Origin of the sequence: Kitasatospora sp. NPDC085895 (assembly GCF_040702125.1) — a bacterium.
GTDB classification, from domain to species: domain Bacteria; phylum Actinomycetota; class Actinomycetes; order Streptomycetales; family Streptomycetaceae; genus Kitasatospora; species Kitasatospora arboriphila.
The window spans coordinates 64,464-86,620 of record NZ_JBFBJY010000027.1 but is presented as its reverse complement, the minus strand read 5'-3'; the positions used below and the strand labels follow the sequence as shown (position 1 = coordinate 86,620).

Below are 22,157 nucleotides of genomic sequence, written 5' to 3'. Positions count from 1 at the left end.
TTCGGCCCGCCCGGGCCAGGCAGGAGCACCGCGCTGTGAGCCAGGAGACGGCCCCGACCCGCCCGGCCGGCCGCGAGCCGGCGGCCCCGGCCGCCGGTGCGGACGCCGCCCGGGAGACGGCCACCGCGCCGGCCGCCGGGCGCTCCCGCAGGGGCGAGGCCGGCGCCGCGGCGCTGGCCGCCGTGCTGTCCATGGCGGCGTTCTGCCTGGCCGGCGCCCTGCGCGGGACGTACCCGTTCGGGGCGCGGTCGCGCGCGGTGAACGACCTCGGCAACCAGTTCGTGCCGTTCCACGCCCACCTGTGGGACCTGATGCACGGCCGGGGCGGCGGCGACCTGCTGTTCAACTGGAACAGCGGCTACGGCTCGCCGTTCCTCGGTGACTTCGTCACGTACCTGATGAACCCGTTCTCCTGGCTGGTCGGGCTCTTCCCGCGGGACGCCGTCGACTTCCCCGTGTTCCTCGTCACCCTGCTGAGCATCGGCCTCGGCGCGGCCGCGATGACGGTGCTGCTCGGCCGCCTGGTGCCGGGCGGCCCGTGGCTGCGCGCCCTGCTCGCGGTCGGCTACGGGCTCTGCGCCTGGGTGCTCAACGACGGCTCGCCGGACCCGATGTGGATGTGGGGCCTGGTCTCGCTGCCGGCCGTGGGCCTGGCCTGCGACTGGTGCCTGCGCGGCCGGCGCTGGGTGCTCGGCACCCTGCTGGTCGCCCTCGCCTGGGCGGGCAACTTCTACACCGGGGCGATGGCGACCACCGCCTCCTGCCTGGTGCTGCTGCTGCGCCTCGCGCTGGCCGGCACCCCGTGGCGGGAGCGGCTGCGGACGGCCGGGCGGGCGGCCGGGATGTTCACGGTCGGCGTGCTGCTGGCCGCGCCGGCGATGACGGTCTCGCTGAAGGCCAGCAAGGCCTCGCAGCCGGCCCCGCCCGCGACCTACGAGGGCGCGCCGGGCCTCACCGACTACCTGGCGCAGCTGCTGCCCGGCGGCCGCTCGGACCACTCGGTGCCGAACGTCTTCGTCGGCGTGCTGGCCCTGCTGCTGGTCGCCTCGTTGCCGTTCAACCGGCGGGTCCGGCCCGCGGAGCGGATCGGCTGGTACGCGCTGCTGCTGCTGGTCGGGGCGAGCTTCGTCTGGGAGCCGACGATCCTGCTGTGGCACGGGCTGGCGATCCCCAACGGCAGTCCGTACCGGGCGTCGTTCGTGCTCAGCGGCATGCTGGTGATGTCGGCCTGGGCGTCGCTCGCCCGCCGTCCGGACGTCCGGGCGCTGCTGGGCGGCGCCGGGCTGGTGGCGCTGCTGGCGCTGGCCGGGCACGGGCAGAGCTCGGTCCGCTGGTCGACCTGGATCGAGGTCGGGGCGGGCGGCGCGCTGCTGCTCGGTGCGCTGCTGGCGCTCGCCCGGTGGCGCACGCGCCCGCTCGTGCGCCGGTCCGCCGGCGCGGTGCTGGTGCTCACCGTCTTCGCCTCGGCCGCGCACACCGCCTGGGCGGTCACCGAGATCCGTGACCGGCTGCCCTTCTACCAGCCGCGCACGACCGTCTCGGCGCAGTCGACGGCCGCGGCCGAGGCGCTGCGCGCGGCCGACGACTGGCCGAGCGGCCGCACCGACCCCGGTCCGCACGAGTTCGCCAACAACGACCCGCTGCTGCTCGGCGGCCAGGGCGGCTCGTACTACAGCAGCTACCTGCCCGCGGTGACCGCCGGGATGCTGCAGGGACTCGGCGCCGGCTGGTACATCCAGGGCCGGCACACCCTCAGCCCGGCCGACCCGGTCGGGCGTGCGCTGTTCGGCGTCACCACGTACCTGGACTCCACCGGTGCGCCGGGCGGCTTCGCGGTGAAGCACGCCCCGGCCGCGCCGCTGGTCACCGTGCACCCGACGGCCGCCCCGGACACCCGCTCGGTGTGGAGCCGCCAGGAGTCGCTGCTCGGCGCGCGGGTCTACGAGACGCCGGCCCCGGAGTGGACGGCCGGTCCGCGGCCGGTCCGCTCGCCGGGCGGCTGGCGGGTGCCGGCGACGCCGAAGGGCGGCACCTGGACGACGTTCACCGCCTCCTGCACCCCGGGGCGCACCGCCTTCCTGTACGCGCCCTGGCTGGGCGGCACGGTGATGGGCGCGGGCGGCAAGTACACCAGCTGGGGCCGGCAGCCGATGACGGCGATGCCGATCCGCGAACTCGGCACCGTCCCCGCCGACGGGCGGGTCACCGTCCAGCTGCGGGCCGCGGCGAAGGCGGACGTCCCGGAGCTGCCGCTCGGCTGCCTCGATCCGGCCGCGCTGTCGGCCGCGCTGCACGGCCTGCGCGGGGCGACGGAGGTCACCGCCGGCGGCCACGGGCTGCGGGCGGAGCTGCCGGCCGGGTCCACCGGCACTGCGCTGATCTCGGTGCCGGCCGTGGACGGCTGGCGGTGCTCGGTGGACGGCGGCCCGGCGCGGGCCCCCCGGTCGGTGCTCGGCATGACCGGCGTCGACCTGGGCACGGGCGGCTCCGAGGTGTCCTGCGACTACCGTCCGCCGGGTCTGCTGCCCGGTCTCGCGGCGAGCGGGGCCGCCGCCGCGGTGCTGCTGGGCGTGGCGCTGCTCACGCGGCTGCGCCGCCGGAACGGGCGGGCGGCCGACGGCGGACCGGTACCATCTGTGTGAAATCAGACAGGCAGGGTGAGGGGTCAGTGCGTGCGGCCGCCGACTGCGTCGAGGCCGGAGGTGGACTGGTGCGGCTGTCCGTGGTGGTGCCCTGTTACAACGAGGAAGCGGTGGTCGAGCTCTTCGACACCGCGATCCGCGCGAGCCTCGACGCCCTGCCGGTCGAGTACGAGCTCTGCTACGTCGACGACGGCAGCGCGGACGGCACGCTGGAGCGGCTGCGCAAGATCGCCGCGGAGCACCCGGACACCACCCGCTACGTCTCCTTCAGCCGGAACTTCGGCAAGGAGGCCGGCATGCTGGCCGGCCTGCGCGAGGCGACGGGCGACGCGGTCGTGCTGATGGACGCCGACCTGCAGCACCCGCCGGAGCTGATCGAGCGGATGCTGGAGCTGTACGACCGCGGCCACGACCAGGTGATCGCCCGCCGCACCCGGGAGGGCGACAGGCCCGTCCGCACGGCGGTCAGCCGGCTCTACTACCGGATGGTCAACCGCTGGGTGGACGTCGAACTCCAGGACGGCGTCGGCGACTTCCGGTTGCTGTCGCGCGCCGCGGTGGACGCGCTGCTGTCCCTGCCGGAGTACAACCGGTTCTCCAAGGGCCTGTTCTCCTGGATCGGCTTCGACACCGTCACCTTCGACTACCAGAACGTCGCCCGCGAGGCCGGCGAGACGAAGTGGCACTTCGGCGCGCTGCTCAACTACGGCATGGACGGCCTGATCTCGTTCAACAACCGGCCGCTGCGGATCGCCATCTACCTGGGCCTGGCCCTGGTCGGGGTGGCGGCGCTGTACGCGGCGTGGATCACCGGCGTCGCCCTGGTCGACGGCGTGGACTCCCCCGGCTACGTCACCCTCATCGTGGCGATCGTGGGGCTGGGCGGCCTGCAGATGGTGATGCTCGGTCTGATCGGCGAGTACATCGGCCGGATCTACTACGAGACCAAGCGGCGGCCGCACTTCCTGGTCAAGGAGACCAACGTGCCGCGGGCCGCGTTCCGCGCCGAGGGCCACCGCGCCCGCGCCGGGGAGTCGGTGTGAGCCCGCAGCTGTGGCAGGTCGTCAGGTTCGGCCTGGTCGGTGTGGTCAACACCGGCACCTTCTACCTGCTGTACCTGGCCTTCCACCCGTACCTGCCGTACTTCGCGGCGTTCAGCGCGGCGTTCTTCCTGAGCATGGTCGGCTCGTTCTTCCTGAACACGTACTTCACGTACCGGACCCGGCCGACCTGGCGGAAGTTCCTGCTCTTCCCGCTGCCGAACATCACCAACTACCTGGTGCAGAGCGGCGGGGTGTTCGTGCTGGTGGAGTGGGCGCGGGTGGACGACCGGATCGCGCCGCTGCTGGCCGCAGCGGTCGCGATCCCGATCACCTACGTGCTGTCGAAGCTGGTGCTGACCGGGCGGGGCACGGGCCCCGCCGGCGGCTCAGCGCAGGGTGACGACCTCGGCCCGGCGTCCGCCCGGGTTGAGGTGGTGGAGCAGTAGCAGCCGGGCCGCGGCGTCCGCCCGGGCGACCCGCAGCACGCTTCCCGGCCGCTCCGGCACGGCGACGGCGGCCGGCCCGTCCGTGCCGTCGGTGCCGTCGCGGACGTCCAGTGCCGGGTGCAGCACGTCGAGGGCGAGGGTCGGCCGGCCGTCGGTGAGGCCGATCGAGCCGAGCGCGTCCTGCTCGCTCGGCGCACCGGGCAGCACCTGGCCCGTCCACAGCGCGTACCGGACGGTGCTCGCACCGGGCTTCAGCCCGGGCAGGGCGGAGAGCCGGACGGGCAGCACCAGGGCGTCGCCGTCGAGCAGCCCGGTGTCGGTGTCGCCCCAGCGGGCGTTCAGCGGCTGGACGTCCAGTTCCCCGCCGGTGCGGGCGTCCGTGGTGCGGGCCACCAGGACGTCGCTGCCGCGCAGCCGGGCTGCGGCGACGATCGCGTCGGTGCGACCGTCCCCGTCGGTGTCCAGCGAGGCGCGCACCCCGAACATGCCGACCGGGGTGTCGGCCGGGCCCCACAGGGCGGCGGCCAGGTAGAGGGTGCCCTCGCCGAGCGGGTCCCCGTGCGCCGGGGCGTCGCTGGCCGCGCCCGCGAACCGCAGGTTGGCGGCGCGCTCGCCGGGCCGCTCCACGCAGATGTCGTCGGCGTCGCCGGCGTCGGCGCACTCCGGCCAGCGGGCGGCCTCTCCGCCGTACACGAAGGCGCTGAGCAGCCCGGCGCCGTCGCCGGCCGGGGTGCCGGTGCCGGCCAGCGCGAGCATGGTGGCGCCGGCCCGCCCGGCGGCGAGCTGCGGCCCGGCGGTGAACTGCGAGGCGGGCCGCGGGGCGGCGAACAGCGGCACCCGCAGCTGCGGCAGGCCGGTGTCGGCCGGGGTCAGCAGCAGCCGGCCGGAGAGCTCGCCGCGGTAGCTGCGGGCCCGGCCGGCCTGTTCGAGGTCGAGGGTCGGGTCGGGGGTGCGGGTCAGGCTGCCGGGGACGCGCAGGGTGACGGTGACCCGGGCGGTGCCGCCGGGCTCGACGGTGACCTGCCCGGGGCTGATGCCGAAGGAGGCGCCGGGCAGCTCGGTGGCGGCCGCGTAGCCGGTGGTGTAGGTGAGCGGGGCGTCGCCGTGGTTGCGGATCTCCACCTGGCGTTCGAGCTCGACCGGGCCGGTGGCCTCGACCGGGCCGAAGGAGACGCCGACCGCGCCGTCCACCGCGCCCTGGCCCGCCGCGTAGGCGACCGCCGGGGTGGCGACGGCGGCGTCGACCCGGGCCCGGCCGGCGCCGGTGCGCTCCGGGCCGTACACCGGGCTGCCGGGGTCGGCGTCGTGCCGGGTGTCGACGGCGGTGTTCATCAGCGCGGCCTTGACCTCGGCGACCGGCCAGTCGGGGTGGGCGGCGCGGACGAGGGCGGCGAGGCCGGTGACGTGCGGGGCGGCCATCGAGGTGCCGTCCTCCCGCATGCCGCCGCTGCCGCTGCCCGCCTTCGCCGACCAGATCGTCTCGCCGGGCGCGGCGACGTCGGGCTTGACGATGCCGGGCACCCCGATCCCGCGGGAGGTGAAGGGGGTGAGCATGTCGGTGCGTTCGGGCCGGTCCTGGGAGACCGCGCCGTGCAGGGTGTTGCCCGGGGCGGCGAGCTGGACCTTCACCGGCCCGTCGGCCACCGCGGCGAGCAGCCGGTCGCCGTCGGTGCGGGCCAGCAGCACGGCCGGGATCCGGCTGTCGCCGGCGATCTCGGCGAGGGACTCGCCGTCGGCGGTGAACAGCGTGCCGACGGCGCCGGCGTCCGCGGCGTGGTCGGCGCGCACGGCCGAGCCGCAGGCCCGGTCGGCGTCCTTGCTGCGCCAGGCGAGCACCGCGATCCGGCCCTTGAGCCGGGCGGCGTCGGCCGCGTCGAAGGCGGTGCAGCCGTCCTGCTGGTCGGCGGGCCGGGCGAGTTCGGCGGTGACGTCCCGGTCGGACCAGCCGGTGTACTCGGAGCTCCAGTGGCCCGGGACGACGCCGGCGAGGGAGGCGGGGGCGAGCACCCGGATGCCGTCGGCGTCGCCGTGCGGGTCGACCGAGGCCGCGACGGTCACCACCCGGGCGGCGGTGCCGGGGCTGCCGCCGATCCCGTACAGGTCGCCCTCGTTGCCGGCCGAGGCGACCACCACGGTGCCCAGGGCGGACAGCGCGTCGGCGGCGAGCGAGTCGGCGTCGTCCGGGCTGCCGAAGGCGCTGCCGAGCGAGAGGTTGACCACGTCGAGGCGGTCGGAGAGGTCGCCGTCGCCGTTCGGGTCGGCGGCCAGGTCGAGGGCGTGCGCGAGCTGGTCGGTGGAGCCGTCGCAGCCGAAGACGCGCAGGGCGTAGAGGGTGGCGCCGGGGGCCGCGCCGGGGGCGACGGAGAAGGCGGCGGGGTCGAGGCCCTCCCGGTAGGGGCCGCGGTAGGGCTTGCCGTCCTTGGTGACGCCGAGGCCGGCGGCGGTGCCGGCGACATGGGTGCCGTGGCCGTTGGCGGCGCAGTCGATCGGGTTGGCGTCCGGGTGCGGCACGGGCTGGTGGTGCGGGGAGGACGGGTCCGGGTCGTAGTCGTCGCCGACGAGGTCCTGGCCGCCGGCCACCTTGGCGTTGGGGAACAGCGCGGCCGGTGCCGGGCGGGCACCGTCGACGGCGGAGAAGGCCTCCGGGGTGCCGGGGCCGCCGAAGTCGGCGTGGGTGTAGTCGATGCCGGAGTCGACGATGCCGATGCGCACCCCGCTGCCGGTGGTGCCGCCCGGGCCGGACCAGACGGCGGGTGCGCCGGTCAGCGGGACGGAGTGGGCGTTGGCCCGGTGCTGCAGGGTGACGCGGTGCACGGCGCGCACCCCGGGCAGCGCGGCCAGCCGGGGCACGGCGGCGGCGGGCACGGTGACGGCGACGCCGCTGAGCAGGGTCTGGGTGCGGTAGACCACCCGGGCACCGGGCGCGGCGGCCCGGACGCCCGCGGCGAGCCGGTCGACGGCCTGCACGGCGCGGGCGCGCTGCCCGGCGCCGGCCGCGGCCGCGGCGGCCCGGACGGCGTCCGGGGAGCGCCGCTGCCGGCGGGCGTCGGCGGCGGCCCGCTGCCAGGCGGGTGCCGCGGCCTCGGTGCCGAGTTCCAGCAGCACGGTGACCGGTGTGCCGGGCGGGGCGGGGGCCCGTCCGGCCGTGGGGGCGGCCCAGGCTGCGGGGGCGGCGAAGGTGACGAGGGCGAGCGCGAGGGCTGCGGGCGTACGCACGGGTGCGGTCTCCCCGGCAGGGGTGGCCTGATCGTGCGGCCGCCCGCACCGCGCGGACGTCGATCCCCCTCCCGACGGCCCAAATTAGGATCATCGCGCCGGGCAGGGCGAGCCGCTTCGCTCGTCGGGGGCCACTGTGCACTCGTCCGGGTGACGGTGCGTCAGTCTTTCGGCCCAGTACGGCGTCAGCCCAGGTGGTGGCCCGTCACCCCGCCGTTGTCGCGGCGGTCCAGGGCCCGCTGCAGGGCGTCGGCGGCGGAGCGCGGGGCCTGCTCGGCGCGCCGGCGGCGGCGCGGGGCGGGGGCGGCGGGGGTGGCGGGGGCGTGGCGGTCTGCGGTGTGGGGCATACCGGCTCCTTGGTGCGTGCGCCAGCTGCAGGGCGCGAAGAACGGGGAGGGTGGGTACGCCGGGCAGGGGTCGCCTGCCGGTACGCGTACGGGCCGCACGGGCCGTCACCCTGGGCTTGCAGGGGTGGCTCACCGTATGGCCCTTCCACGGTACGACGGCCGGCCGTGGATGTCTGCACGAATAGTTGGATTTCCTAGTATCTGAGACGCGGGCGCCTGCCGACGGCCCGTCCGGGGCTCGGAAAACGCCCGGGCCCGGACCGCCGTGGCGGTCCGGGCCCGCGTCAGCGGCCTGAGGGAGGCTCAGCCGAGGTTCACCGCACGGGCGAACTTGGCGCCGATCTCGGCGGCGATGGCGTTCAGCACGTCCTGGGAGATCTCGCTGTCGACGGTGATCGAGGCGAGCGCGCCGGAGCCGTCCCGGGCGACCTGCATGCCGGCGATGTTGATGCCGGCGTCGCCGAGGATGCGGCCGAGGGTGCCGACCACGCCGGGGCGGTCCTCGTAGGTGAAGAAGGCCATGTGGTCGGTGAGCGCCACGTCCACGTCGAAGCCGTCGACGCCGACGATCTTCTGGGTCTGCTTCGGACCGGAGAGCGTGCCCGAGATCGCCACCTCCTCGCCGTTGGCGAGGGTGCCGCGGACGGTGATGACGTTGCGGTGCTCGGGAGACTCGCTGGAGGTCGTCAGCCGGACCTCGACGCCGCGCTCCTGGGCGAACAGCGGGGCGTTGACGTAGGACACCGTCTCGGCCACCACGTCCTCGAACACGCCCTTCAGCGCGGAGAGTTCGAGCACCTTGACGTCGTGCTGGGTGATCTCGCCGCGGACCTCGACGTCGAGGCGGACGGCGACCTCGCCGGCCAGCGCGGTGAAGATCCGGCCGAGCTTCTCGGCGAGCGGCAGACCCGGGCGGACGTCCTCGGCGATCACACCGCCCTGGACGTTGACCGCGTCCGGCACCAGCTCGCCGGCGAGCGCGAGGCGCACCGACCGGGCGACGGCGATGCCGGCCTTCTCCTGGGCCTCGTCGGTGGAGGCGCCCAGGTGCGGGGTGGCCACCACGTTGTCGAAGGCGAACAGCGGCGAGTCGGTGCACGGCTCCTTGGCGTACACGTCCAGGCCGGCGCCGGCCACCCGGCCGTCGCGCAGGGCGCTGGCGAGCGCGGCCTCGTCGACGATGCCGCCGCGGGCGGCGTTGACGATGCGCACGGTCGGCTTGACCTTGTGCAGCGCCTCGTCACCGATCAGGCCGACGGTCTCCGGGGTCTTGGGGAGGTGGACGGTGATGAAGTCCGAGACCTCCAGCAGCTCCTCCAGGGAGACCAGCTTGACGCCCATCTGGGCCGCGCGGGCGGCCTGGATGTAGGGGTCGTAGGCGACGATCTTCATGCCGAAGGCGGACATCCGCTGGGCGACCAGCACGCCGATCCGGCCGAGGCCGACCACGCCGAGCACCTTCTCGGAGAGCTCGACGCCGGTGTACTTGTTGCGCTTCCACTCGCCCTGCTTGAGCGCGGCGTTGGCCGGCGCGATGTTGCGGGCGACGGAGATCAGCAGGCCGCAGGCGAGCTCGGCGGCGGTGACGATGTTGGAGGTCGGCGCGTTGACGACCATCACGCCGGCCTTGGTGGCGGCGGAGACGTCCACGTTGTCCAGGCCGACGCCGGCGCGGGCGACGACCTTGAGCCTCTTGGCGGCGGCCAGCGCCTCGGCGTCCACCTTGGTGGCGGAGCGGATGAGGATGGCGTCGACGTCGGCGATCGCGGTCAGCAGCTCGGTGCGGTCCGCGCCGTTGCACTGGCGGATCTCGAAGTCCGGGCCCAGGGCGTCGACGGTGGCGGGAGACAGCTCTTCGGCGATGAGTACTACGGATTTGCTCACGACAGTGTGTCCTTAACTGTCCGGTTCGCCCCGGCACGAAGGTGGCGTGACCAGCGGGGGAAGGTGGCATGCCGCGTAGCTAGACGCACGACGCTGTGGGCCTGACGCGCACTCGGAAGTGTATCGGCGGGCTTCGGGAGGGGCTGCTCCCGTCCGGAGAAATCACCCGGACGGGAACAGCCGACTTGTACAAGGGGGATGACCCCCGGAGGTGCTTACGCCTCCTCGTCGACCCAGCTCATCAGCTTGCGCAGCTTCTTGCCAGTGGTCTCCAGCAGGTGGTCGGCGTCGGCGTTCTTGTACTCGTTGTACTTCGGCAGACCGGCCTTGTACTCGGCGATCCAGGTGTTGGCGAAGGTGCCGTCCTGGATCTCCTCGAGGACCTTCTTCATCTCGGCCTTGGTGTCGGCGGTGATGATGCGGGGGCCGGTGACGTAGTCGCCCCACTCGGCGGTCTCGGAGACCGACCAGCGCATCTTCTCCAGGCCGCCCTCGTACATCAGGTCGACGATGAGCTTCAGCTCGTGCAGGCACTCGAAGTAGGCGATCTCCGGCTGGTAGCCGGCCTCGACCAGGGTCTCGAAACCGGCCTTGACCAGGGCGGCGGTGCCACCGCAGAGGACGGCCTGCTCGCCGAACAGGTCGGTCTCGGTCTCCTCGGTGAAGGTGGTCTTGATGACGCCGGCCTTGGTGCCGCCGATGCCCTTGGCGTACGACAGGGCCAGCGCGAAGCCGTTGCCGGTGGCGTCCTGCTCGACGGCCACGATGCACGGGACGCCGCGGCCCTCCTCGTACTGGCGGCGGACCAGGTGGCCCGGGCCCTTCGGGGCGACCATGCAGACGTCGACGTCCGCCGGGGGCTTGATGAAGCCGAAGCGGATGTTCAGGCCGTGGCCGAAGAACAGGGCGTCGCCCGCCTTCAGGTTCGGCGCGATGGACTCCTCGTAGACGTCGGCCTGGATCGGGTCCGGCACCAGGATCATGATGACGTCGGCCTCGGCCGCGGCCTCGGCCGGGGTCACCACGCGCAGGCCGGCCTCCTCGGCGACGGCCTTGGACTTGGAGCCCTCCTTCAGGCCGACGCGGACGTCCACGCCCGAGTCGCGCAGGGACAGCGCGTGGGCGTGGCCCTGGCTGCCGTAGCCGATGACCGCGACCTTGCGGCCCTGGATGATGGACAGGTCGGCGTCGTCTTCGTAGAACAGCTCGGCCACGGGGGCACATCTCCTTGCAGTGATGGTGATGCCGGGTGGTGCGGTCTCCACCGTAGGTGACCCGGCGGGGGTTCGGGGCGGTGCTTCAGGGGGTGAGACGGCGCGCCCGCGCGACGCGCCGGTGCCGCTACGCGCTGCGGTCGAGGGCGCGCAGCGAGCGGTCGGTGATCGACCGGGCGCCCCGCCCGATCGCCACCAGTCCGGACTGCACGAGCTCCTTGATGCCGTACGGCTCCAGCATGCGCAGCATGGCCTCCAGCTTGTCGGAGCTGCCGGTGGCCTCGATGGTCACGGCGTCCGGCGAGACGTCGACGGTCTTGGCGCGGAAGAGCTGGACGATCTCGACGATCTGCGAGCGGGACTCGGCGTCGGCGCGGACCTTGACCAGGACCAGCTCGCGCTGGACGGCCTGGCTCTGGTCGAGCTCGACGATCTTTATCACGTTGACCAGCTTGTTGAGCTGCTTCGTCACCTGCTCCAGCGGCAGGTCCTCGACGTTGACGACGATCGTCATCCGGGAGATGTCCGGGTGCTCGGTCGGGCCGACGGCGAGGGAGTCGATGTTGAAGCCCCGGCGGGAGAACAGCGAGGCGATCCGGGCGAGCACGCCCGGCTTGTTCTCGACCAGGACGGAGAGGGTGTGCTTGGACATGGCGGTCATGGGCTCTCTATCGGTTGGTCGGGGCCGTCAGTCGAGGTCGTCGCCGAAGTCGGGCCGGACGCCCTTGGCGAACTGGATCTCGTCGTTGCTGGTGCCGGCGGCCACCATCGGCCACACCATGGCGTCCTGGTGGACGATGAAGTCGATGACGACCGGGCGGTCGTTGATCTCCATCGCCTGCTTGATGACGGCGTCCAGGTCCTCCGGGCGCTCGCAGCGCAGGCCGACGCAGCCCATCGCCTCGGAGAGCAGCACGAAGTCGGGGATCCGGGTGCCGTTGGCCGGCGGCTCCTTGCCGTCGTGCTCCGGTCCGGAGTGCAGCACGGTGTTGGAGTAGCGCTGGTTGTAGAAGAGCGTCTGCCACTGGCGGACCATGCCGAGCGAGCCGTTGTTGATGACCGCGACCTTGATCGGGATGTTGTTCAGGGCGCAGGTGACGAGCTCCTGATTGGTCATCTGGAAGCAGCCGTCGCCGTCGATCGCCCAGACGGCGGTGTCCGGCTTGCCGGCCTTGGCGCCCATGGCGGCCGGGACGGCGTAGCCCATGGTGCCCGCGCCGCCGGAGTTGAGCCAGGTGGCCGGCTTCTCGAAGCGGATGAACTGGCTGGCCCACATCTGGTGCTGGCCGACGCCCGCGGCGTAGATGGCGTCCGGTCCGACCAGCTGGCCGATCCGCTCGATGACCTGCTGGGGCGACAGCTCGCCGGCCGGGGCGGGCTCGTAGCCGAGCGGGTAGGTGCGCTTCCACTCGTCGAGCTTGGCCCACCAGTCCGCGTAGTCGCCCTTGTGGCCGGCGTCGTACTCGGCCTGGACGGCGACGATCAGGTCGGCGATGACCTCGCGGGCGTCACCGACGATCGGGACGTCGGCGGGGCGGTTCTTGCCGATCTCGGCCGGGTCGATGTCGGCGTGGACGACCTTGGCGTGGGGGGCGAAGCTGTCCAGCCTGCCGGTGACGCGGTCGTCGAAGCGGGCGCCGAGGGTGAAGAGCAGGTCGGCCTTCTGCAGGGCGGTGACGGCCGGGACGGAGCCGTGCATGCCGGGCATGCCGAGGTGCTGCGGGTGGCTGTCGGGGAAGACGCCGATCGCCATCAGGGTGGTGACGACCGGGGCGCCGGTCAGCTCGGCGAGGATCCGCAGCTCGGCGCTGGCCTGCGCCTTGAGCACGCCGCCGCCGACGTAGAGCACCGGGCGCTTGGCGTTCACCAGCATCTTCGCGGCCTCGCGGATCTGCTTGGCGTGCGGCTTGGTGACCGGGCGGTAGCCGGGCAGCGAGGTCTCGACCGGCCAGCGGAAGACCGTGGTGGCCTGCAGGGCGTCCTTGGCGACGTCGACCAGGACGGGGCCGGGGCGGCCGGTCGCGGCGATGTGGAAGGCCTCGGCGATCACCCGGGGGATCTCGGCCGGGTCGGTCACCAGGAAGTTGTGCTTGGTGATCGGCATGGTGATGCCGCAGATGTCCGCCTCCTGGAAGGCGTCCGTGCCGATCGCCTTGGAGGCGACCTGGCCGGTGATCGCGACGACCGGGACGGAGTCCATGTAGGCGTCGGCGAGCGGGGTGACCAGGTTGGTGGCGCCCGGGCCGGAGGTGGCCATGCAGACGCCGACGCGGCCGGTGGCCTGCGCGTAGCCGGTGGCGGCGTGGCCGGCGCCCTGCTCGTGGCGGACCAGGATGTGGCGCACCTTGGTGGAGTCCATCAGCGGGTCGTACGCGGGGAGGATCGCGCCGCCGGGGATGCCGAAGACCGTGTCGGCCCCTACGGCCTCGAGGGAGCGGATGAGCGACTGCGCTCCGGTCATCGTCTCGACGGTGGTCTGCTGACCCGGAGCGTGGGCTGCCGGGGTGTCCCCGCGGCGGGGGGATGCGGCGTGCTCAGTCATCTGCCTGTCTCTTCTCGGGTTCTGCCGGCCCGGGCAGTTGAGGGTCCTGCCGTGCGTCGGACCGGTAAGCCGGCTCTGCCCCAATCGTCCCGATTTGCGACGCTTGGGGCCAGTGGTCTTGCAGGGATGGAACGGTTCGCGTGCAACAAAAAACCCCTCGTGCCCAGGGCATGCGAGGGGTGGCGCGTCGGTCTCTCTGATGTGGAGCACACGGGCCCACTCAGCCGACGCGCCCGCCAAGTACGAGAATTCGGGTGCGCATGGCACCGACCTTCCTCCCCCTCGGCGGGGGGTGTCAAGCTGGTGGGACGGAGGTCTCACCATGCGGACCCCCGGACGGACCCCCCACGGTATGGCGTTCCGGCAGGTCGGAGGGGGTGTGATGGTGCCCCGGCCGACCCGGCGCGGCCTCGGCCCGGCCACCCGCCCGGGTGTCCGCGGCGAGGTGCGGACGGCGCCCCGACGCCGACCCGGACGGCCGCGGCACCGGGTACGAGCGGCGGGCCAGCGCCCGGCGCAGCCGCGACTCGTCCAGCGGCGGTGCGAAGACCGGGCCCTGCGCCTGACGGCAGCCGAGCTCCTGCAGCACCACGGCCTGCCGCGGGTGGTCCACCCCGTCGGCGGCGGTCACCAGGCCGAGGTCCCGGCCGAGCCGCAGCGCGTGCCCGACCAGCGCCCGGGCGAGGGCGGAGTCGGCGACCTCCTGGACGAGGCTGCGGTCGAGCCCGAGGGTGTCCAGGGGCAGCCGGGCCAGCGCCCCGAGCGAGCCGCCGCCCGCGCCGAAGCCGCCCACCGCGGTGGACACCCCGAGGCGGCGCAGCGCGGAGAGCCTGCGGGCCACCTCGTCGGCGGTGCGGTCCGGGCCCGTCCTGGCCAGTTCGACCACCAGCAGCTCGGGGGGCAGGCCGCTCTCGCGCAGCGCGGCGGCGACCGTCTCGTACAGACCGGGGGCGCAGATCCGCTCGGCGGTGAGCCGGACCCGGACGGGTACCGAGCCGGCCCGGTCGCGGCGGCGGGCGGCGGCCGCGGTGACCGCCTCCTGGAGCAGCCAGCGGGCGAACCGGGCGGCCGCGTCGCCGGGCTCGGCGGTGCGCAGGAACTCGGTGGGGGTGAGCAGCAGGCCCTGCGCGGAGCGCCAGCGGGGCTGGGCGTCGAGGCCGACGACCACGCCGGTGGCGAGGTCCACCACGGGCTGGTGGAGCAGGGTGAAGCCGCCCTCGCGGACGGCGGTGCGCAGCCGCGCCTCCAGCTCGCTGCGGCGCTCGACCTCGGCCCGCATGCCGGGCCGGTAGAGCACCACCCGGCCCTTGCCCTGGGACTTGGCGCGGTACATCGCGAGGTCGGCGTTGCGCATGAGCTCGTCGGTGGCGGCCTTGGGGTCGGGACCGTGGCCGGGCGAGGCGAAGGCGATGCCGATGCTGGCGGCGACGCCGAGCTCCGCGCCGCCGATCCAGTACGGCTCGGAGAGCGCGGCCCGGACCCGCTCGGCGAGGTCGCGGACGCGCTGCGGGCCGAGCCGGCCGCAGACCAGCACGGCGAACTCGTCGCCGCCGAAGCGGGCCACGGTGTCGCCGGAGCGCACCGCGCGGCGCAGCCGGCCGGCGGCCTGGACGAGCAGTTCGTCGCCGGCCTGGTGGCCGACGGTGTCGTTGACGGCCTTGAAGCCGTCGAGGTCGAGGAAGAGGACGGCGACGCCGTCCCGGTCGCCCGCCCGGCCGCCCGGGCCCGAACCGCCCGGGCCTGCGGGGCCGGGGCCGCCGTCGGGGCCGCCGGCCCCCAGGGCCGCGCCGAGCCGCTGGACGAACAGCGCCCGGTTGGGCAGGTCGGTGAGCGGGTCGTGGAAGGCGTTGTGCTGCAGCTGGGCCTGGAGGGCGACCCGCTCGGTGACGTCGCGGCTGTTGAGGATCAGTCCGTCGCGGTGCCGGTTGAGGGTGGACTCCACGTGCAGCCACTCGCCGGTGCCGGAGCGGATGCGGCACTCGACCCGGGCGGAGGGCTCGGTGCTCTCGGTGAGGCCGGGCAGGTGGCTGCGGGCGAGGAAGCGGCGGACCTCGCGGAGCACCCGTTCGACGTCCTCGGGGTGGACCAGGTCGAGCAGGTTGCCGCCGACCAGGTCCTCCGGGTCGCGGGAGTACACGCCGAGGGCGGCGGGGCTGACGTAGGACAGCTCGCCGTCGGCGGCGGCGATCATGATGACGTCGCTGGAGCCCTGCACCAGGGAGCGGAAGTGCGCCTCCTTGTGGGCGAGCTCCTGGGCGAGCGAGAGGTTGTCGAGCAGCATCACGCCCTGCCGGACGATCAGCGCGAGGCCGACGGTGCAGGCGGCGGCCAGCACCACCCGGTCGACGGGGTGGCCGTCGCCGAGGGCGTTGTAGAGGATGCCGGCGGTGCAGACGGCGGCCGCGGCGTACGGGGTGAGCGCGCTGAAGGTGGAGGCGACCCGGCGGCGGGGCAGGCCGCCGGCCGAGGGGTGCTCGCGGGAGGAGCGGCGGGCGTCCGGGGACCACGGGGCCCAGGCGAGCAGCAGGCTGCCGGCGAACCAGCCGGCGTCGAGCAGTTCGCCGGAGTGGTAGCTGTTGCGCAGTTCGGGGGCGGTGAACAGGGCGTCGCAGACCACGGTGACGGCGAGCGCGAGCATCGCGGTGTGGACGGCCGCCCGGTTGCCGTCCCGGCGCCGGAAGCGCAGCCCGACGACCAGGCTGACCAGCAGGATGTCCATCACCGGGTAGGCGAGGGCGAGCGCGACCTCCATCGGGTCGCCGGACTGGCCCTGGGCGGTGCGGCCGAGCGCGAGGCTCCAGCTGAGGGTGAACAGCGAGCCGGCGACCAGCCAGCCGTCCAGCAGCAGGCAGAACCAGCCGGCCGGGGTGCGCGGGCGTTGGGCGAGCACCAGCAGGCCGGTGATGGCGAGCGGGGCGAACAGCAGGAAGGCGTAGTCGGCGGGCGAGTCCTGCGGCAGCGGGGTGCGCAGCACGACCTCGTACCAGCCCCAGGCGCCGTTGCCGAAGGCGACCACGGCGGAGGCCAGGCCGAAGAGCAGCCAGGCGGACCGGGCCGGGCCGCCGACCCGGAAACCGTGCACCAGACAGGAGAGGGCGGCCGCGGCGGCGGCCGCGGCGAGGCCGAAGTCACCCATGACCAGGGAGACTTCGCGGGAGCCCCAGCCGAGGGCGGCGCCGGTGGTGTAGCCGGCGCCGAGCAGGACGAGCAGGACGGCCGGGATCCCGATGCGGCGCGCGGGCCGGCCGGGCCGGCCGGGTCCCGCGGAGCGGCGGCCGCGGACGGTGCGGCAGAGGCGTGCGCGGGAGCGCGGAGCGGGCGGGGAGCTCGATCCGGCGGCCACCCCGGAGGCCGGTGCGGGGGCCGGGACCTCGGCGGGCAGCACCGCATCGGTGGAGTTCACTCGACATCTCCCCCTCCGGCCCGGGGCTCGTCCGTGCCCGGACCACGGCTGTGCGGCGGCGCGGCCGCGCGATCTGACGCCACGTCAACATCATGTCGCGGGGGGCCCGTTCCGCTCTGCCGTACCGGTGTTCCCGCTCGGGACACTACACCACTGCCGTCACTCAACGGCACGTGCATTCAACTTAGAGTAATGAGCGGACGCCCGGCGGCGACGCTGGTCCAGTCCTTCCGGTGGGTGTCGGCGGCGCACGGTCGAGGGGCGCGCGCTCACACGCGCCCCTCGCGCCCCCCGTTCGGCCGATCCTCCGTCAGGCCGCGCCGACCGGCCCCGGTCCTCTCCTCCCGGACCTACACGGCCGTCTCCGCCTCGAAGAGCCGCAGCCGGTGGGCGACCGCCGCCGCCTCGCCGCGGCCGCTCACGCCGAGCTTGGCGAGGATGTTGGAGACGTGCACGCTGGCCGTCTTCGGCGAGATGTACAGCTCCTCGGCGATCTGCCGGTTGGTGCGGCCGAGGGTGAGCAGCCGCAGCACGTCCCGCTCGCGCCGGGTGAGGCCGAGTTCCGGCCCGTCGTCGGCGGCGGTCCGCGCGCCGTCGCGGGCCTCGGCCCGCTCGGCGGTCAGGCGGGCGCGTCCGGCCAGGTGGGCGACCTCCGACTCCAGGTACCGGTCGCCGCTCGCCCGGGCGGTGTCGGCGGCCTCCTCCAGCAGGGCGCGCGCCTCGTCCCGGCGGCCCGCCGCGGCCGCGCTCTCGGCGGCCCGCAGCAGGGCCAGCGCCAGCGGGCCCGGCAGGCCCACCGGGCGCAGCAGCCCGATCGCCTCGGCCCAGTGCCGGCGGGCGTCGCGGCCCTCGGCGCGGGCGAGTTCACCGTCCAGCAGGCGCACCCAGGCCCGGTGCAGCGGAACCTGCGGTTCGAGCCGGGCGGCGGCCTCGGCGATCCGCCGCAGCACCACCGGGCGGCCGAGGTCGGCGGCCGGCAGGCCGTGCGAGTCGGCCTCCGCGCTGGCGCCGTGCACGAGCAGCGGCAGCATCAGCGCCTCGTGGCCGGCGGTGAGCTCGATGTCGAGCGCGGCGAGCAGTTCCGACCGGGCGGCGAGCGGCCTGCCCTGCCGGGCGTGGATCCGCACCGCGAGCATCGCGGAGGGCAGGACGTTCTGCGGCTGGCGGGCGAGGTCCGCCGCGCGGGCCCGCCGGTTGAGCTCCGCGGCGGAGTCCAGGTCGCCCGCCAGGAAGCTGAGCTCGCCGCGGAGCCGGTCGAGGAACTCGTGGTACGGGTCGAGCGGCGGCCCGTACTCCCAGGCGTCGAGGGTCGCGGCGGCCTCGGCGCAGCGGCCGAGGGCGGTGAGCGCCTCCACCAGGTTGCCGGTGAGGCAGCCGCCGGCGGTGCCGAGCAGGCCGGTGCGGCCGGCGACCTGGAGGCCCTCGCGGGAGCGGTCCAGGGCCTCCGCGGAGCGGCCGAGGCCCTGCATCAGGCAGGACAGGTTGTTGAGGCCGCGGCAGAGCACGTCGGCGGCGCCGAGTTCGCGGGCCCGGCCGATGGCGTCGGTGAGCAGGGCGATGGCGCGTTCCGGCTCGCCGAACTCGCCGTAGAGGCCGGCCAGGGTGATCCGGGCGTGCTGTTCGACGGCGTCGGCGCCGACCTCGCGGGCGATCCCGGCGGCCTGTTCGGCGACGGCCATGTGGGAGCGGTCGGGGTGGCCCAGCATGCCCTGGGCGGCCTCCATCGCCAGCACCTCGGCCTGGACGGCGGACGGGCCGAGTCCGGACACCAGCCGGTAGGCGTACTGGATCTCGCCGCCGTCGGGGCGCTCCAGGTGCCCGCAGGTCTTGGCGAGCTGCACCCGGAACCACGCCGCGCGGGCCGGGTCGGTGTCCTCGTCGAGCAGGTCCAGGGCGCGCCGCACCAGGGCGATCGCGCGGTCCCAGTCGCCGCTGCGGCGGGCCGCGACGACGGCCTCCGCCAGCACGTCGACCAGGTGCAGCCCGGCGCAGCCGGGCTCGTGCGCCTCGCCGGTGCAGCCGCAGGAGGGGTAGGTCTCGGCCCGGTCGTAGGGGCGGACGGGGGTGCTGCGGACGCCGTCCGGCACCTCGTCCCACAGCTCCAGGACGCGTTCCAGCATGCGCAGCTGCTCGGCGAAGGCGTTGCGGCGGCGGGCCTGCAGGGCGGCCTCCAGGGCGGTGGGCAGCGCCCGGTCCGCCTCGTGCGCGTGGTACCAGTAGTTGGCCAGCCTGGCCGCGCAGGCCTCGCCGCGGACGAGCCCGGGGTCGGCCTCCAGGACGGCGGCGAAGCGGCGGTTGATGCGGTGCCGTTCGCCGGGCAGCAGGTCGTCGGAGACGGCCTCGCGGACGAGGGCGTGCCGGAAGCAGTAGCCGTCGCCGTCGGTGTCGGGGCGCAGCACGCCGGCGCCGACGGCGGTGCGCAGCGCCTCGATCAGCACCTCCTCGGGGTCGTCGAGGACGGCGGCCAGCAGGTCGTGCTCGACCCGGGTGCCGCCCTCGGCGGCGATCCGCAGGATCTGCTGGGTGTGGTCGGGCAGGGTCTCCACCCGGACGAGCAGGATGTCGCGGAGGCTGTCCGGGATGCCGGCGGTGCAGCCCTCGCGGGCGGCGGAGGCGAGCTGCTCGACGAAGAACGGGTTGCCCTCGGCACGGCGGTGGATGCGGTCCACCAGGACCCGGTCGGGCGAGGCGACGCCGAGGATGCCGGCCAGCTGGGCGGCGGTCTCCGCCGGTCCGAAGCGGTCCAGTTCCAGCCGCTGGGCGGTGCGCAGCCGTTCCAGTTCGGCCAGGTACGGGCGGAGCGGGTGGCGGCGGTGCAGGTCGTCGCTGCGGTAGGTGGCGAGGACGAGCACCCGGGCGCGGTGCAGGGTGCGGATCAGGTAGGCGAGCAGGTCGCGGGTGGAGCGGTCGGACCAGTGCAGGTCCTCGACGACCAGGACGAGCGTGCGGTCCTCGGCGAGCCGCTCGATCAGCCGGGCGGTGTGGTCGAAGAGCCGGGCGCGGCCGAACTCGTCGTTGGAGCCGGCGTCCGCCTCGCCGAACTCCGGCAGCAGCCGGGCGAGGTGGCCCTCCATGCCGGCCGCGGCCTGTTCGAAGGCGGGGCCGAGTTCGCTGTGCAGCCGGCGCAGCGCAGTGGCCAGCGGGCCGTAGGGCAGGCCCTCGGCACCGACCTCCAGGCAGCCGCCGACCGCGGCGACGGCGGACGGTGCGCCGACGCCGTACAGGAACTCCTCCACCAGGCGGGTCTTGCCGATGCCGGCCTCGCCGCCGACGAGGACGGCCTGGGGCTCGCCCGCTGCGGCCCGGGCCAGCGCGGTGGCGAGGAGCTCGGTCTCGCGGCCGCGGCCGACGAAGACGGGGCTGACCGCAATCTGCTCCATGCTGGCGAGCATGGCACAGGATTCGGACACGAACTGAGATGCGGTCCCAGGGAGTGGACGGCCGACGGGGAGGGCGCCGTGGGCGTCCTCCCCCGCGCGGTCCCCGGGGCCGCCCGACATCAGCATCCGGCCGGTCCGGCGGTGCGCAGCGGCGCGGCCACGGGGGCGGCGTGCCGCAGGCTCCGGGCGAACCGGCGCAGTCCGCCGGCCCGCGGTCCGCCGGCCCGTGCGGCCTCGCGTGCCAGCCGCTCGATCCCGGCCCGGTGCTCGAGTTCCCGCTGGCGCTGCAGGAAGAGCTCGTACTCCATCACGGCGGTTCACCCCGTCCTGTCCCGGTTCTGTCGTCCTGGTACCGAGACTCCTCTCCGAGGGGGGCCGGGCACATCGGGAGGCTGCCGGATCTTCCGGGGGTGCCGGGCTCAGACGCCGGGCCCCGGGAACGGAGCAGGCCCGTGCCGGCCCCTTAGTGGGGGCGGGCACGGGCCTGGGGCCGTTCCGGGGTACCTAGGGGTACCTCAGAGCGGGCCGGGCAGGTCCTCAGGCGCCGAGGCGCTCCAGGATGAGGTCCTTGACGCGGGCGGCGTCGGCCTGGCCGCGGGTGGCCTTCATGACGGCGCCGACCAGGGCGCCGACGGCCTGCACCTTGCCGTCGCGGATCTTCGCGGCGACGTCCGGGTTGTCGGCGATCGCCTGGTCGACGGCGGCGCCGAGCGCGGAGTCGTCGGAGACCACGGCGAGGCCGCGCTCGGCGACGACCTCGTCCGGCTCGCCCTCGCCGGCCAGCACGCCCTCGATGACCTGGCGGGCCAGCTTGTCGTTGAGCTTGCCCTCGGCGACGAGCGCGCAGACCCGGGCCACCTGGGCCGGGGTGATCGGCTGGTCGGTGAGCTCGGTGCCGGTCTCGTTGGCGCGCCGGGCGAGCTCGCCCAGCCACCACTTGCGGGCCTGGTCGGCGGGGGCGCCGGCGGCCACGGTCTCCAGGATCGGCTCGACGGCGCCGGCGTTCAGCACCGCCTGCATGTCCTTGTCGGACAGGCCCCACTCGGCCTGCAGCCGGGCCCGGCGGACCCGCGGCAGCTCGGGCAGCGCGGCCCGCAGCTCCTCGACCCACTCCCGGGAGGGCGCGATCGGCACCAGGTCGGGCTCGGGGAAGTAGCGGTAGTCCTCCGCCTCCTCCTTGATCCGGCCCGAGGTGGTGCTGCCGTTCTCCTCGTGGAAGTGGCGGGTCTCCTGGACGATGGTGCCGCCGTCCTGCAGGACGGTGGCGTGCCGCTGGATCTCGAACCGGGCGGCCCGCTCGACGCTGCGCAGCGAGTTGACGTTCTTGGTCTCGCTGCGGGTGCCGAACTTCTCCTGGCCGATCGGGCGCAGCGACAGGTTGACGTCGCAGCGCATCTGGCCCTTGTCCATCCGGGCCTCGGAGACGCCGAGGGTGCGGATGAGCTCGCGCAGCTCGGTGACGTACGCCTTGGCGACCTCGGGGGCACGCTCGCCGGCGCCGACGATCGGCTTGGTGACGATCTCGATCAGCGGGATGCCGGCCCGGTTGTAGTCGAGCAGCGAGTACTCGGCGCCGTGGATGCGGCCGGTGGCACCGCCGACGTGGGTCGACTTGCCGGTGTCCTCCTCCATGTGGGCGCGCTCGATCTCCACGCGGAAGACCTCGCCGTCCTCCAGCTGCACGTCGAGGTAGCCGTTGAAGGCGATCGGCTCGTCGTACTGGGAGGTCTGGAAGTTCTTCGGCATGTCCGGGTAGAAGTAGTTCTTCCGGGCGAACCGGCACCACTCGGCGATCTCGCAGTTGAGGGCGAGGCCGATGCGGATCGCCGACTCCACGCCGATCCGGTTGACGACCGGCAGCGAGCCGGGCAGACCGAGGCAGGTGGGGCAGGTCTGGGTGTTCGGCTCGGCACCGAGCTCGGTCGAGCACCCGCAGAACATCTTGGTCCTGGTACCCAGCTCGACGTGGACCTCAAGGCCCATCACCGGGTCGTACGAGGCCAGCGCGTCCTCGTACGAGACCAGACTGATGACGCTCAC

Annotated in this window: 13 protein-coding genes; 3 read left to right on the top strand and 10 right to left on the bottom strand. The window is 74.5% G+C overall.

What is annotated here, in order from left to right; genetic code table 11:
• Window positions 1-35: 35 nt before the first annotated feature.
• From AB0442_RS18990 to AB0442_RS18980, 3 genes are all read left to right on the top strand, one after another.
• Window positions 36-2,642, top strand: coding sequence for a YfhO family protein (locus AB0442_RS18990; RefSeq protein WP_366164115.1), 2,607 nt, complete (start codon window positions 36-38; stop codon window positions 2,640-2,642).
• Window positions 2,643-2,710: 68 nt separating this feature from the next.
• The gene (locus AB0442_RS18985) at window positions 2,711-3,685 is read left to right on the top strand and encodes a glycosyltransferase family 2 protein (RefSeq protein ID WP_366164120.1); all 975 of its coding nucleotides are present in this window, start codon (window positions 2,711-2,713) and stop codon (window positions 3,683-3,685) included.
• Complete coding sequence (locus AB0442_RS18980) at window positions 3,682-4,131, top strand: GtrA family protein (RefSeq protein WP_363542699.1); 450 nt, start codon at window positions 3,682-3,684, stop codon at window positions 4,129-4,131. The genes AB0442_RS18985 and AB0442_RS18980 overlap by 4 nt, the downstream gene beginning before the upstream one ends.
• Here the strand turns inward: AB0442_RS18980 and AB0442_RS18975 are convergent.
• The 10 genes from AB0442_RS18975 to gatB all read right to left on the bottom strand — a co-directional run bounded on the left by AB0442_RS18975 (window position 4,072) and on the right by gatB (window position 22,157).
• On the bottom strand, window positions 4,072-7,347 hold the full coding sequence (locus AB0442_RS18975; RefSeq protein WP_366164114.1) for a S8 family serine peptidase: 3,276 nt from the start codon (window positions 7,345-7,347) through the stop codon (window positions 4,072-4,074). The two genes, AB0442_RS18980 and AB0442_RS18975, sit on opposite strands and share 60 nt — an antisense overlap.
• A 185-nt stretch (window positions 7,348-7,532) precedes the next feature.
• A complete protein-coding gene (locus AB0442_RS18970) occupies window positions 7,533-7,694 on the bottom strand; it encodes a hypothetical protein (protein ID WP_363542701.1) in 162 nt (53 codons plus the stop codon).
• Window positions 7,695-7,997: 303 nt separating this feature from the next.
• Window positions 7,998-9,578: a phosphoglycerate dehydrogenase gene (gene serA, locus AB0442_RS18965; RefSeq protein WP_366164113.1), complete on the bottom strand. Its 1,581-nt coding sequence runs from the start codon at window positions 9,576-9,578 to the stop codon at window positions 7,998-8,000.
• 215 nt (window positions 9,579-9,793) lie between these two features.
• A complete protein-coding gene (ilvC, locus tag AB0442_RS18960) occupies window positions 9,794-10,792 on the bottom strand; it encodes a ketol-acid reductoisomerase (protein ID WP_030272412.1) in 999 nt (332 codons plus the stop codon).
• Window positions 10,793-10,919: 127 nt separating this feature from the next.
• Window positions 10,920-11,444, bottom strand: a complete 525-nt coding sequence (ilvN, locus tag AB0442_RS18955; protein WP_263107951.1) for an acetolactate synthase small subunit — start codon at window positions 11,442-11,444, stop codon at window positions 10,920-10,922.
• A 36-nt stretch (window positions 11,445-11,480) separates the two neighbouring features.
• Window positions 11,481-13,334 carry an acetolactate synthase large subunit gene (locus AB0442_RS18950; RefSeq protein ID WP_363542703.1) on the bottom strand — a complete coding sequence of 618 codons (1,854 nt, stop codon included), beginning with the start codon at window positions 13,332-13,334 and terminating at the stop codon, window positions 11,481-11,483.
• A 295-nt stretch (window positions 13,335-13,629) separates the two neighbouring features.
• Window positions 13,630-16,563, bottom strand: coding sequence for an EAL domain-containing protein (locus tag AB0442_RS18945; protein WP_366164119.1), 2,934 nt, complete (start codon window positions 16,561-16,563; stop codon window positions 13,630-13,632).
• 524 nt (window positions 16,564-17,087) lie between these two features.
• Complete coding sequence (locus AB0442_RS18940) at window positions 17,088-20,117, bottom strand: AAA family ATPase (protein WP_366164112.1); 3,030 nt, start codon at window positions 20,115-20,117, stop codon at window positions 17,088-17,090.
• Window positions 20,118-20,236: 119 nt separating this feature from the next.
• Window positions 20,237-20,428 carry a hypothetical protein gene (locus AB0442_RS18935; RefSeq protein WP_366164111.1) on the bottom strand — a complete coding sequence of 64 codons (192 nt, stop codon included), beginning with the start codon at window positions 20,426-20,428 and terminating at the stop codon, window positions 20,237-20,239.
• A 226-nt stretch (window positions 20,429-20,654) separates the two neighbouring features.
• Window positions 20,655-22,157, bottom strand: a complete 1,503-nt coding sequence (gatB, locus tag AB0442_RS18930; protein ID WP_366164110.1) for an Asp-tRNA(Asn)/Glu-tRNA(Gln) amidotransferase subunit GatB — start codon at window positions 22,155-22,157, stop codon at window positions 20,655-20,657.